Annotated in this window: 12 protein-coding genes and 1 tRNA gene; 10 read left to right on the forward strand and 3 right to left on the reverse strand. The window is 32.3% G+C overall.

Annotation, left to right across the window (positions count from 1 at the left end; all coding sequences use genetic code 11):
- Positions 1-137 precede the first annotated feature (137 nt).
- The 5 genes from uvrA to LF886_RS14290 all read left to right on the forward strand — a co-directional run bounded on the left by uvrA (position 138) and on the right by LF886_RS14290 (position 5,501).
- Positions 138-2,930, forward strand: a complete 2,793-nt coding sequence (uvrA, locus tag LF886_RS14270; protein ID WP_236850164.1) for an excinuclease ABC subunit UvrA — start codon at positions 138-140, stop codon at positions 2,928-2,930.
- 109 nt (positions 2,931-3,039) lie between these two features.
- Complete coding sequence (locus LF886_RS14275; protein WP_236850165.1) at positions 3,040-3,807, forward strand: methyltransferase domain-containing protein; 768 nt, start codon at positions 3,040-3,042, stop codon at positions 3,805-3,807.
- Between the two features lie 125 nt (positions 3,808-3,932).
- Positions 3,933-4,166, forward strand: a complete 234-nt coding sequence (locus tag LF886_RS14280) for a hypothetical protein (protein ID WP_124531141.1) — start codon at positions 3,933-3,935, stop codon at positions 4,164-4,166.
- 151 nt (positions 4,167-4,317) lie between these two features.
- Positions 4,318-5,046: an alpha/beta hydrolase gene (locus tag LF886_RS14285; protein ID WP_236850166.1), complete on the forward strand. Its 729-nt coding sequence runs from the start codon at positions 4,318-4,320 to the stop codon at positions 5,044-5,046.
- 380 nt (positions 5,047-5,426) lie between these two features.
- Positions 5,427-5,501, forward strand: a tRNA-Arg gene (locus tag LF886_RS14290).
- A 652-nt stretch (positions 5,502-6,153) separates the two neighbouring features.
- Here LF886_RS14290 and LF886_RS14295 read toward each other — a convergent pair.
- Complete coding sequence (locus LF886_RS14295) at positions 6,154-6,495, reverse strand: hypothetical protein (protein WP_236850167.1); 342 nt, start codon at positions 6,493-6,495, stop codon at positions 6,154-6,156.
- Between the two features lie 932 nt (positions 6,496-7,427).
- On the opposite strand from LF886_RS14295, the gene LF886_RS14300 reads away from it, so the two are divergent.
- From LF886_RS14300 to LF886_RS14320, 5 genes are all read left to right on the forward strand, one after another.
- Positions 7,428-7,664, forward strand: a complete 237-nt coding sequence (locus LF886_RS14300) for a hypothetical protein (RefSeq protein WP_236850168.1) — start codon at positions 7,428-7,430, stop codon at positions 7,662-7,664.
- 77 nt (positions 7,665-7,741) lie between these two features.
- The gene (locus LF886_RS14305) at positions 7,742-8,797 is read left to right on the forward strand and encodes a tetratricopeptide repeat protein (protein ID WP_236850169.1); all 1,056 of its coding nucleotides are present in this window, start codon (positions 7,742-7,744) and stop codon (positions 8,795-8,797) included.
- 943 nt (positions 8,798-9,740) lie between these two features.
- Positions 9,741-10,559: a hypothetical protein gene (locus LF886_RS14310; RefSeq protein WP_236850170.1), complete on the forward strand. Its 819-nt coding sequence runs from the start codon at positions 9,741-9,743 to the stop codon at positions 10,557-10,559.
- 350 nt (positions 10,560-10,909) lie between these two features.
- Positions 10,910-11,359, forward strand: coding sequence for a transposase (locus tag LF886_RS14315; protein ID WP_236850171.1), 450 nt, complete (start codon positions 10,910-10,912; stop codon positions 11,357-11,359).
- Between the two features lie 4 nt (positions 11,360-11,363).
- Positions 11,364-11,717 (forward strand): helix-turn-helix domain-containing protein, encoded by a 354-nt coding sequence (locus LF886_RS14320; protein ID WP_236850172.1) that lies wholly within the window; start codon positions 11,364-11,366, stop codon positions 11,715-11,717.
- Between the two features lie 131 nt (positions 11,718-11,848).
- Here the strand turns inward: LF886_RS14320 and LF886_RS23940 are convergent, their stop codons facing one another.
- Both LF886_RS23940 and LF886_RS14325 read right to left on the reverse strand, forming a co-directional pair.
- Positions 11,849-11,977 carry a hypothetical protein gene (locus LF886_RS23940; protein ID WP_262913022.1) on the reverse strand — a complete coding sequence of 43 codons (129 nt, stop codon included), beginning with the start codon at positions 11,975-11,977 and terminating at the stop codon, positions 11,849-11,851.
- 14 nt (positions 11,978-11,991) lie between these two features.
- The gene (locus tag LF886_RS14325; protein WP_236850173.1) at positions 11,992-13,311 is read right to left on the reverse strand and encodes an aspartate kinase; all 1,320 of its coding nucleotides are present in this window, start codon (positions 13,309-13,311) and stop codon (positions 11,992-11,994) included.
- Positions 13,312-13,475 lie beyond the last annotated feature (164 nt).

Below are 13,475 nucleotides of genomic sequence, written 5' to 3' on the forward strand. Positions count from 1 at the left end.
GCTGTCATAGAAGACCGGATGAATTCAGGAATAGATATAAGAGTTCAATTGATGACCGCCCTGAAGTATTCTGAGGCAAAACACCATTACACTGGCAGTCCTTACCACTGCACAGTTACTTTATGAATAAACAAAATATGGCTAAAACAGCAGAAATAGACATAAAAAAACAGATCTTTGTTAAGAATGCACATCTTAACAATCTGAAACATATAGATGTCCTGATCCCGAAAAACAAACTGATTGTGATTACAGGAGTTTCAGGAAGTGGTAAATCGTCTTTGGCTTTTGATACGATCTATGCAGAAGGACAGAGAAGATATGTTGAAAGTTTAAGTTCTTATGCACGTCAATTTTTGGGTAAATTAGAAAAACCAAAAGTAGATGACATTAAAGGACTTGCCCCATCTATTGCCATCCAGCAGAAGGTAATCTCTTCCAATCCTCGTTCTACTGTAGGAACTTCTACGGAGATCTATGATTATATGAAGCTTTTATTTGCAAGGATCGGGAAAACTTTTTCTCCGGTTTCTGGTGAAGAAGTAAAGAAAGATTCGGTTTCTGATGTTATAGATTTCATTAAAGGATCCAAAAAAGAGACTTCTTTCCTATTAACGGCACCTTTGGAATATGATGCTGACAATTTTAAAGAAACTTTGAATATTTTAAAACTGGCAGGTTTTACAAGACTTGAGATCAGTGGAAATGTAGCCGGAATCGAAGATCTGGAAAGCTTTGGATTTGCTCCGGAAAAAGGAATGCAGATCAATCTTGTGATTGACCGTTTTTCTTATGAAGAAGATGAAAGCTTTTTACAAAGACTTGCAGATTCTATTCAGATGGCATTCTATGAAGGACGAGGCTATTGCTCATTAAAAAATACAGATACTGAAAAAGTAAAAGAATTCTCCAATAAATTTGTACTGGATGGGATGGAGTTCCTTGAGCCGAATGTTCATTTTTTCAGCTTTAATAACCCATACGGAGCATGTCCGGCATGTGAAGGATACGGAAAAGTAATCGGAATTGACGAAGATCTTGTCGTTCCCAACAAAACTTTATCCATCTATGAAGATGCTGTCGTATGCTGGAGAGGAGAAACCATGAGTGAATGGAAAAAAGACTTCATCAAAAAAGCTGGTGACTTCCCTATTCATAAGCCTTATCACCAATTAACAAAAGAACAGAAAAACTTCCTTTGGAAAGGTGACGGAAAAAGTAATTTCCCATGCATCAACAATTTCTTCAAAATGCTTGAAGAAAACCTCTATAAAATCCAGTACAGAGTAATGCTTTCCCGCTACAGAGGAAAAACGCTTTGTCCTACCTGCGAAGGGTTAAGACTTCGTGAGGAAACAACCTGGGTAAAAGTAGACGGGCACAATATTCAATCGATGATTGAACTTCCTTTGGATGAACTGGCACCCGTAATTAATGGCTTAAAGCTTTCAGAACATGATAAAGAGGTTGCAAAACGATTATTATATGAAATCACAACCCGTCTGGAATTTTTATTAAAAGTAGGGTTAGGATATTTAACATTAAACAGGACATCCAACACCCTTTCTGGAGGAGAAAGTCAGAGAATCAATCTGGCAACAAGCTTAGGAAGTTCTTTGGTAGGTTCTATTTATATCCTTGACGAACCTTCTATCGGACTTCATTCAAAAGATACTGAAAATCTGATCGAGGTATTGAAAAATCTTCGTGATCTTGGTAATACCGTGATTGTTGTAGAACATGATGAAGATGTCATGAGAGCCGCTGACTATATCATTGATATTGGTCCTGAAGCCGGTTATCTTGGTGGAGAGCTGGTATTTGCAGGAGATTATAAAGACCTGAAAAAAGCCAACACCCTTACTTCAGAATATCTTACCGGAAGACTGGAGATAGAAGTTCCGAAGAAGCGAAGAAAAGCAAAAGAATGGATCTACATCAAAGGAGCCCGTCAGAACAACCTTAAAAATATAGACGTAGACGTTCCTTTGGAAAGTCTGGTCGTGATTTCAGGAGTTTCCGGAAGTGGAAAATCTACTTTGATGAAGGAAATCTTGACCAACGATATTCAGATCCAATTAGGAATGGGAGGTAAAAAAGGAGATTATGATTCCGTTGAATTCCCGAAAAAACTGATCAAAAACATTGAACTGATCGACCAGAATCCAATTGGAAAATCATCCCGTTCAAACCCTGTTACTTATCTGAAAGCTTACGACGATATCCGTGATCTTTTTGCGAAGCAGAAAGTAGCAAAAATGATGGGTTACAAGCCTAAACATTTCTCTTTCAATGTAGATGGCGGAAGATGTGACGAATGTAAAGGAGAAGGCGTGATCAACGTTTCTATGCAGTTCATGGCAGACATCGAGCTGGAGTGTGAAGTTTGCAAAGGTACACGATTCAAAAATGAGATCCTAGAAGTAAGATTTGATGAGAAAAATATCTCTGATATCCTTCACATGACGGTAGATGAAGCATTGGAATTCTTTAAAGACAATAATGAAACGAAGATCGTAACAAAGCTGAAGCCTCTACAGGAAGTCGGTTTAGGCTATCTGCAACTGGGACAAAGCTCTTCTACCCTTTCCGGCGGTGAAGCACAGCGTGTAAAACTGGCTTCATTCCTTGTAAAAGGGGTTACAACGGATAAAACATTATTTATCTTTGATGAACCTTCCACAGGACTTCACTTCCATGATATTCAGAAATTATTGAAATCATTGCAAGCCCTGATTGATCTTGGGCATTCGGTGATTGTTATTGAGCACCAGCCTGATATTATTAAATGTGCTGATTACATTATTGATATCGGTCCGGGAGCAGGAAAACACGGTGGAGAAATTGTATTTACAGGAACACCCGAAGATCTGACAAAAAATAAAAAGTCTTATACGGCAAAATATATCAAGGAAAAGCTTGAACAATAAATTAAAAGCGACTGTTTTAGAAACAGTCGCTTTTTTTATGATTAGCATTTTTGAACTTATTTTACGATAGATTCCCTTATCTTTATATGATCATTTCAAAATTATTTTTATGCCTTGGAATCCCGAATTATATGATCAGTACAAAGATGTACGTTACAAACCCTTTTACGATTTAGCCGCATTAATTAAGCCTGAAAACAATATAAAAGCTATTGATCTCGGCTGTGGTACTGGTGAGCAGACCTCTCTTTTAACAGAAAAACTGTCAGGTTCTACATTTTTAGGAATCGATTCATCAGCGGAAATGCTTGAAAAATCGAAGAAATATGAACATGAGAATCTACACTTTAAACTTCAGACTATTGAAGAAACAGCACAGTCTGATCAAAAATGGGATATTGTTTTCAGTAATGCAGCGCTTCAATGGGCTGATGATCATGAAACCTTATTCCCTAAAATCATAGGACTGCTATCTCCTGTAGGGCAGTTAGCGATTCAGATGCCCGTTCAGAAAGAAAATATCCTGAATCAGATTCTAACGGAAATGGCAGATGAAGAACCTTATGCGTCACAGTTAAATCATTTCAACCGTAATTCCCCTGTGCTTTCAATGGATGATTACGCACAGATACTGTTTGACAACGGAATTCAGGACATAGAAATATTCCAGAAGGTCTATCCTATCATTGCAGATGATCACGAGGCTTTATATGAATTTATTTCAGGAACGGCATTATTGCCTTATTTAGAGCGTTTGGAAGGAGAACAAAAAGAAAGTTTTATTACCGAATTTAAATCACGAATAGTCCAAAGGTTTACAAAATATCCGGCTATCTACGCATTCAAGCGCATCCTGATATACGGTCGTAAAAAATAAAAAATATTCTAAATAATACCTGATTCATAGTAGTATTTATTGGGAGATTCCAATGAAATAAATCCCATTAATGAGTATTATATTTTTTCATACATTCGTAGTTAACATATTCAAAATCAATTGCTATGAAAAATTTAAAAAAATTAAAGAGAAATCATTTACTATTGATAAATGGAGGTGATTTTCCTTATGCAGACTGCGATGCTGAAGGAAGATGTCCGGCAGTGTCAGGATCATATTATTGCTCCGGCGGAATCTGCTACAGATCTACAGGTGGCGGAACTCCGGGAGGAAACTGTCATGAACCTATGCGTGACTGCATGGAATGGGAAACCGGATGCGGATGCGTATACTCATAAAATAATTGATTGATCCAATTGAGGAGCGGTTTTCTATCGCTCTTTTTTTGTTATTTTTATCAAAATTTTCAGTAAAAAATAATTTCCTGTGACCTAATTATTCTTTCATGCAGTATAAAAAAATCTTTTCATTTTTCCCATCTTTCTGTTTTTGATTAATTGTTCAGTTAATAAAAATACAGACCTCATTACTGATTATGAAATAAAACTGGATACTCTCACTCTATTTGATCAAAGCCGAAACCGTAAGATTTCCGTTGCCTTTTACAGTCCTAAAACTAATAAAAAGATTCCGAACCAACAGGTTGTTATCTTCAATCATGGGTATGGTTTCAATAAAGGCGGAGATTATTTTGTATATTCTTATTTAACAGAAAAGCTGGCTTCTAAAGGATATTTTACGGTAAGCATTCAGCATGAGCTTACCACCGATAGTCCGTTGCCGGTAGAAGGTAATTTACAGATGGTAAGAAGACCTTTCTGGCAGAATGGTTCAGATAATATTCTGTTTGTACTTCATGAACTTAAGAAGACAAATCCTGAACTCGATTATAAACATCTTACATTAATAGGCCATTCCAATGGTGGTGATATGGCTGCATTATTCGGTAATCAGCATCCTAACCTGGTATATAAACTGATCACAATGGATAACAGAAGAATGTTCCTGCCAAGAACTTCTGTTCCTAAAATTTATACGCTACGTTCCAATGATTATCCGGCAGATGAAGGAGTATTACCAGGTGAAGAGGAGCAGAAAAAGTATCATATAACTGTACAACAGACCTCGATCAATCACGGTCATATGGACAATAAGGGAAATGATGAAGAGAAAAAAGTCTTAAATGATTTTGTTTTAAAATATATCTCAGAACAGTAATTTTGCAGAAGTTCACAAGTTATCCACAAAAAATTGTGGATAACTTGTGAATTTTAACATTAAATTCATATTTCGTATTAAAATTATTACTACATTTACTATGTAATAAACATCGAAGTGGAAACTTTATTTGCTTTTCTTACTACTCTTGAAATTGCAATTAAATTTGAAATAAAAATTTAAGCACAGCATTGTCGGCTGTGCTTTTTTATTGTTGTCTAATTAAAAAAATGAGATGTATTTATCTACTGAATCTGCCCCTAAAGGGCAGATTCTTTTATGTCAATACCCTTTTCAATCTCCAGCTAGACCCAATCCTTTCTATTCATACATTGATCATTACTATGTTTCAGAATAATTTGTAATTTTATTATTTAAAAGGCCTCATAGTTCAATGGATAGAATAGAAGTTTCCTAAACTTTAGATCCAAGTTCGATTCTTGGTGAGGCTGCCATACAAGGATAAGTTATTTTCTTTTCATTTTTTATATTTTCTTCACACACACAATCCACTGGTCATAAAAAATATACTACCTAATATAGAATTTACTCTGGTAGTTTGATACTCCATTCCTGTAAATTCAAGATTTTCGGGAGTAAGTATAGCCAATGTTCATGATAGTAAAGCGGCATTATTACTGATGAAAACACTGCGATATTTACTTATCCCACTTCAGGTAATCTGGCGGAAAGAGGCTATAGAGGAGAGATTATTGAGGAAATAAGAATTAAGTTTAATTATATCATTCAAATCGTTATGCGGAATGACAAAAAAGAAAAAGAGTTTGAGCCAATTCATAAACGATGAATTATAGAGCGAACTTTTTCATGGTTTGATAATGATAGAAGATTATGCAGAAATTATGAACTCCTAATGGAATGCTCTGAAAACATGGTCAAATTATCTGCTATAAAATTATTACTAAATAAAATTTAAACAGGCTCTTATTATTTAATTTTCAAATTTTATTGGTTCGCTCCATAGAATTTCATATTTTTTGTTATCGACTTTTTCCCAGTAAGATTTAAAAGAATAATATTTATTTGGAAAAATAATTTTTTTGTATCCAATTTTGAAATAATTACTTTTTGAATTATGATTTTTTATCACCAGTAATTTATATTTTTCAGAAGTATTTTTTCAAACTCTATATATACAGGAAAGTTAGAATCACATTTAAAAGTTTCAAACGAAAAATCCTCGTTGTCAAGTATGAAGTTGCTATTGTATGAGCAACTCATAATTCCATATAATTTATTATTATTTTTACTTTTTATAAATTGAATTTCGACTTCTTGACCAATTTTTCCAGGATGGTATTCTTTTAAATATTGATTATTATTTCGATTTAAATTTATATTAACAGTTTTAATATCCATTTTTAATTCTGGTTTTTCTTTGCAAGAAAATATTAAAAATAACATCAATAAAAATAGTGGAAATCTCATTTGAAATAAGGATTTTATGATATTGCAGATAACTTTCAAATTTATGCATTGCATAAAGCTATTTATGCTACTAAGATAAAATTTATTTTGATCGTTTTTTGAGACTTTTTAATAATGGACAAATAATTTTGCAAATTAATTCTTGTTCTTGAAATGTGATTTGAGGCTGTTTCATTGCTTTTCCGTAAAGGGGCTTTTGTTTTGTGTGGGATATTTACTATCATTGTTTTTTAATAATTTTAAATATCCAGTACCTTTTACAGGGCTTTCACCCTGCAAAACGATACTAAACCTCATCATTTGTGTAATTTTCTGAGTTCTAATAAATTTTCCTGCCTTTAGGGCAGGGGAAAGAAAATTTATTATTTCTTATAGTTGATATTTAATTTGTTTAACTTCAATCTTAAGCAAGAGTAAAGATTAAAATATTATCAACTGAATATTTAAAATTTAAAATATTTTGCAACATCATTCACATCGGAGATTAAAACATTTCCATCGGTTGGCGTTCCTGTGGCAGGATTATCTTTGGCTCCATCTACAATCAAAATACTTTGAGGATTAGATGTATTAATGCCGATCTGGGCATAAGTTGCAAAAGAAGCAAATAATAATACTTATAATAATTTTTTCATTGTGTGTGTTGGGAAATTTAACTTTGATTATTAATGATTCGAAAATCATCTTAATCCGGTTATATTTCTCTCGCAATATTACAGCAATAAACAGTAATCTTGCAAAATAACAGGTATGACACAGATATTACATTGAACTAAACATGTGGTAATCAGTCTTATATAATTAATTATTTTCTTTTTTTTGAAAGAACAATACTATATTAGATCATTGTATTTGTTATATTTACATCAAATTTTTATTTGATGAAATATATTATTTTATTTATTCCCCTATTGCTATTCGGAAAGCAAAAAATGACGCCAACCATTATTGATGAGAGGCTCGAAAAGTCTAATGCTCTTCTTATTGATGGTAAAACAGATGATATGATTAAATTAAATCTGTCCACACTAAAAGACTCGAAGGATATTAACTATCCGAAAGGAAAGGTATATTCCTGTTACAATTTGGCTCTTGCTTTTTCTATGCAATACAAATATAATAGGAGCAATTACTATCTAAAATTAATGGAATCTGAGTTTAAAATATAAAAGATGATGATGAAGAGATTTCCCTGAATTTGTTATACAGTATAAATTATAGAGGAATCAAAATGTATGATGAATCATTGAAGAAACTTAGAAAAAACATCGTTCTGGCCAATAATATAAAGATAGATTCCACCAGATATTCCACAAGGATTCATACTCTGGTCGAAATGGCGAAAAATTATCTAGAGAAAAAGGAGTATGATTCTGCCACCTATTTTTCCAAGAGAGTTATTAAAGAAGCAAAAAAGCCAAAAATAATGAATCCCGGCCTGAATACGAGTTTAAAAATATCATACTTAATTTTAGCTGAAGCAAAGTTCAAAGAAAATAAAATCGATTCTTCAGAATTTTATGTAAAGTATGCTCAATCTGTACCTATAACATTGGGTAATAATGAATTCAGAACATTTAAGCTTTTAGGAGAAATTCATGAGGCGAGAAAAGAATATGATTCTGCCATTGTAGATTATGAAAAAGCGATAGAGCTTTCTACAAAAGTAAAGAACCTAAAAAAAACACTAGAATTATACGGATTAATCTCTGAGGTATATGAAAAAACAGGACAGGTAGATGACCAGAAAAAATATTCCCTGAAATACAAAGCTCTTAATGACACCTTAGACATGATAGAAGCCAACAATCTAAAGGATACAGTCGGGCTTTTTGTAGAGGGAGAACAGAAATTTTTAGAAGATAAAAACAATCTTCTGTTGTATATTATACTTATCGGAACTACAAGTGCAATTGTGATTGCCTATTTTGTAAACAAAAAAATCAGAAATAAAAACACTGTTTTAAATGTGAAAAATGAAGAAAATAAAGAATTAAATCAAAAATTAAACTTAGCTTTCGATGAAGTAGTACAATTAGCCAAAAATAATAGTCCTGAATTTCTTACAAGATTTCAGGAAGTATACCCGTCGTTTTTCCCAAAGTTGCTGGCAATTGAGCCTCAACTACTACATACGGAACTAAAATTTTGTGCTTTACTATTTCTCAATTTTGGCACCAAAGATATTGCCAATTATACATTTGTGCAGCCGGAATCTATACAGACCAGAAAAAAAAGATTGAGAAAAAAATTGCATATTCCTTCAGATGTAGATATCTACATCTGGATAAAAAACCTATAGTGATCAATTTACTTGCGTCTTTATTGATATTCAGGTCTAATCCTGAAATAGCAACACAAAAAAAAACGTTTTTTGAGATTTATTAAGTCTATTGCTAAAGTTCCGGTCTTGGCGATGATGGCATAACGAATACAAAATTTTCAACCAAATCACAAAATTGTAATAAACATAAGTGTTAATTGAAAAATTTCAGTCTGCTATTGCCGGACTTATCAACAGAAGTAATATTCTTAGTTGTTAGTAATAATTGGAGCGAGTTCCTCTTTTAATTTTACAATCGCTTCATCTCTGATCATTTTTCTATTTTTCAAAAGAATTTCACCAGACTCAACACCTAACTCAGTATCCATTACGCTTAAAAATTTATTTATTCCAAAAGCTCTACCATTTTTATTTCTCCTAAAACCACAACTATATATATGAGTTTATTTTTACTGCCTTTATGATATGTTTTTATTTCATTTACAACAACTTTAGTATTCTTTAAACTGTTATCTGCACATTCTGTGCATCACCATTCAGAGCAGACATAATACTTCCCAATCCAGCTGGATTGGGACTAAAATAATTGTAAAATATAGATAAGCGAAATTCAAATTTTCAATTGGTTTATTTCCAAAAATAAGAATTATCAAAAATGATAAAAACGCACTATAAATTGATATTGAAATGAACCCCATCATAACAAAAAATCAAAATTTCTTTTGAGCAAGAAACTCCTTAGTTTCATTACCCTTAACGTATCCACACTATACACAAATGCTTTATTATGTTTTTAACTAATTGAAATACAAAACATTAAGCACATGTCACATCTATGTAACATCTGTTTTATTGCACAAGATCTGCTTTTCTCAGTAACATTGAACATTGAACATTGAACAATGAACATTGAAAATTGAACATTGTTAAAATTTAACACATAAGCTTAATACAAACAAGAATGAAAAAATTATTTTTATTACCCTTGGTAATGGCATCTGCTGTTGCATTCTCGCAAGTTGGAATTAATACAATTACTCCTGACCCTTCGTCTATACTAGACATTAAATCTACAAACAAAGGTATTCTTATCCCCAGAGTAGCCCTTACAGGGAAAACAGATGTTACAACCATTCCTAATCCTGCTCATTCTTTATTAATTTATAATACTGCCAATGCAGGCACTTCTCCCAATAATGTTGTAGAGGATAATATTTATAAGTTTAATACAACAACGGGGCTATGGCAAAAATTATTAGATGAAACGACTGGTATTCCAGGAGTTTCAACTGTATCGAACATCATAGGATTCAAAAGTACCGGAAATGATACCACTTTTTTAGGTGCTGATGTAGGTAGTACAATCAGATTTATTAAATATGATGATGTACGACAAACTTCCAGCTATGCCAACTACGATACAGCTACCAATGAATTAAAAATACTAAAAACCGGATATTTCTCATTTAATATTAATTTTGTTGTAAGAGGCGCTTTTAATGGAGTTCTAAGAGTGGGTGTATCAAAACCTTATTCTGGTAGCTTTGTATATAATGGGAACGCCTCTTTTGCATTTCTAGCACAACCTAACATATCAGTAGATTCTTCTACTCCTGCTATCATAAATGCATCAGGAACTCTTCTTTTAACGGCGGGTCAAAAAGTTATATTCTTATCAAGATATATTGATCCTGCTGTTAATACTTTGAATGTTGAAGCTATTAACTACAACAGAACATTGATTAATTCTGTAATTATCAATTACACTGAGCCTCAATAAATATTTATAAAAATTTCTTCCGTGTATTAGCACATATTATTCATCGTTTATTGTAAAATATTAGTAACTATTCTCTTCATAGACACAGGAATACAATTAATATATTACCCTGAGCTAGGTGGAGGGCGTTACTATTTCCCTTAAATTATAAACCTTAACTAAAAAGCACATCGCCTAGGATTAGCATATTAAAGTAGAATATAAAATAATTGAACAAAAAAATTAATTTGAGTTGTTAATCTAAATTATTACTTCTGCTTGGTTCACTCTATTTCAATAATAGAGTGAATATTTTAAGCAAGAATATGAAAAATGGATAGCTTAAAAAATAATTAAAATAAGATTTCTCTATGCAAAATTTTAAAATTATACACATCGGAACAATTATCAAAAAAAGAGTTGCAGAATGTGATATTAGTATTTCAAGAATTTGTAAATTCTTCAACTGTGAAGAACAATTTATTGATGAAATGTACAATAGTGAATCTTTATATTCTACTCACCTATTAAAATGGAGTAAACTTCTAGAATATGATTTTTTCAGATTATATTCTCAACATTTAATTTTGTATTCTCCACCAGCATCTCATAAATCTACAAACTATAAAATAGAAAAAACAAGTTTACCACAGTTTAGAAAAAATATCTACACTAAAGAAATGATTGATTTTATCATAGAAATGATTGAAACAAAAAAGAAAACGAAGGCTGAAATTATTAGAGAATATAAAATTCCCAAAACAACCCTTTATAAGTGGTTTGCTAAATACCAAATATCGAATAATAATTTAAAAGACTAAAATAATGATAGATTATTCAAAAGATGAAGATTTAAAATCTCCGGATTATATACGAATTTTTAAAGACATGATTCAGATTAAATATCCTGAAAAAGAAAAAGAATGCCAAATTTTACTTAACAAAAAAAAATTATCAAGTTTAGACATTCTCCTTCTTAACGAAAAAATATTTGGAATAGAGAATAGAGAAACTCAAGTATTTAACCAAGTCCATCGTTCATACGATAAAGAAGCTATTGCTGAAATTTTAGAATATCAAAAGAAAAACAAACTTAATAATTCAGAAGTGGCAAATAATATAAAAATGAGCAGAAACACTATAGCAAAATGGAAAAAGATATTTGGTTCGTCTAGATAGCCTTCTTACAATAATGGTAGCCAAAGGTCCCATTTGTCTTTGGTTATCCTTACTGCATAAAAAAACCTCCCGAAGGAGGAAAGTGATAAATAAATTTTATATAAAAGTGATGGTGTTAAATAAGTTTTCTCTTAAAAACCTGCTTTAACATTAACAATGCCCATGCCATATACATCACCGTTTAAAGAGATCTCTATTTTTGTGGTATATTTTAATAGTGCTACATTCGAATCAAACTTTATATTATTTTTTTTCTTCATCACCTATTTATTTTCTAAAACAATCTGTTATGCAATGACCTTAAGGCTTCTATCTTGAAAACAGATGGAACTAATAATGAAATATTATTTTCACTTCCTCCATAGGAAATCATTCGTATTGGAATATGCTTTACTGCTTCAGAGACAATGGTTGCATATCCATGATTATTTTTTCTGAAGTCTCCGACAATGCACATGATCGACTGCTCACTGTCAATTTCAACTGCTGAAAAAGAGTTCAATTCTTTTACAATTTCAGAAAGTTTATCTGTTTGGTCAATGGTAAGCGAAACAGCTACTTCAGAAGTAGTAATCATATCTATAGGCGTTTTGTACTTTTCAAAAACTTCAAAAACCTTTCTCAAAAAGCCATACGCCATCAGCATACGGGAAGATTGAATACGGATTGCTGTGATCCCATCCTTAGCGGCAATTGCCACAATCTGATTTTGATTGGTTGATTCTCCCGAGATCAATGTTCCGGCAGCAGATGGATTCATTGTATCTAATAATCTTACAGGAACATTATATTTTCTTGCAGGGAAAACACTTTGAGGATGAAGGATTTTGGCTCCAAAATACGATAGTTCTGCTGCTTCATCAAAGCTCAGTCTGGCTATAGACTTTGTATTCTGGACATATCTCGGATCATTATTGTGGAAACCATCGATATCTGTCCATATTTGGATTTCTTCTGCCTGCAATGCTGCTCCTAGTAATGAAGCTGTGTAATCAGACCCTCCCCTTTGCAGATTATCAATTTCACCCTGAGCATTTCTGCATATATACCCTTGAGTAATAAATAAGGTTTCTTCGTGGTATTTTTCAAATTCAAGACTTGCTTGTTTTCTTATTTCCTCAATATTGGGTTCCTTATCTTCATCAATCAGCATAAAATCTAATGCCGATAATAGTACAGAGGAGACTTCTTTTTCCTTTAAGTGCAAATGAAAAAGTGTCGTTGAAATAATCTCACCTTGCGCAAGTATAATACGTTCTGCACTGGCACTAAAATTTTTATGTTTAAACTGATAAAACAAATCAAAAATTTTATCAATAAAAGCTGAAGCTTCCAAGATCCCTTTTTCTGTTTTAAATAATTCATTTACAAATTTTTTATATTTCTGAAATAGTAAATCGATATGTTTGTACGCTGCTTCAATATCCTTGCTTTCATATAGCTCTGATAATTTCACCAAATCATTTGTAGTGCCAGAAACAGCTGATAAAACAACCAAGTGTTTATCTGATGACTGAGATCTGATAATGGGTAATAACTCTTCGATACGCTCCGGACTTCCTACCGATGTCCCGCCAAATTTCAATACTTTCATAATAGATTAAATTGTTAATTTTTTTCCAAAAAAAAGAGCCTGTCGTGATGACAAGCTCCTGATGTATTTAATTTCTAACCAATAGGAAAATGACTCACGACGCTGGACGTAAGTACTGTTTCTTTCCTTTTTTTAAGTTAGATAATATCATTTTCTTTTTTTTT

Origin of the sequence: Chryseobacterium sp. MEBOG07, assembly GCF_021869745.1 — a bacterium.
GTDB classification, from domain to species: Bacteria; Bacteroidota; Bacteroidia; order Flavobacteriales; family Weeksellaceae; genus Chryseobacterium; species Chryseobacterium viscerum.

What these genes read in the sequence shown, in the direction of transcription:
- uvrA (WP_236850164.1), top strand. Translation starts at nt 138, where the DNA reads ATGGCTAAAACAGCAGAAATAGACATAAAAAAACAGATCTTTGTTAAG.
- LF886_RS14275 (WP_236850165.1), top strand. Translation starts at nt 3,040, where the DNA reads ATGCCTTGGAATCCCGAATTATATGATCAGTACAAAGATGTACGTTAC.
- LF886_RS14280 (WP_124531141.1), top strand. Translation starts at nt 3,933, where the DNA reads ATGAAAAATTTAAAAAAATTAAAGAGAAATCATTTACTATTGATAAAT.
- LF886_RS14295 (WP_236850167.1), bottom strand. Translation starts at nt 6,495, where the DNA reads ATGAGATTTCCACTATTTTTATTGATGTTATTTTTAATATTTTCTTGC.
- LF886_RS14300 (WP_236850168.1), top strand. Translation starts at nt 7,428, where the DNA reads ATGACGCCAACCATTATTGATGAGAGGCTCGAAAAGTCTAATGCTCTT.
- LF886_RS14310 (WP_236850170.1), top strand. Translation starts at nt 9,741, where the DNA reads ATGAAAAAATTATTTTTATTACCCTTGGTAATGGCATCTGCTGTTGCA.
- LF886_RS14315 (WP_236850171.1), top strand. Translation starts at nt 10,910, where the DNA reads ATGCAAAATTTTAAAATTATACACATCGGAACAATTATCAAAAAAAGA.
- LF886_RS14320 (WP_236850172.1), top strand. Translation starts at nt 11,364, where the DNA reads ATGATAGATTATTCAAAAGATGAAGATTTAAAATCTCCGGATTATATA.
- LF886_RS23940 (WP_262913022.1), bottom strand. Translation starts at nt 11,977, where the DNA reads ATGAAGAAAAAAAATAATATAAAGTTTGATTCGAATGTAGCACTATTA.
- LF886_RS14325 (WP_236850173.1), bottom strand. Translation starts at nt 13,311, where the DNA reads ATGAAAGTATTGAAATTTGGCGGGACATCGGTAGGAAGTCCGGAGCGT.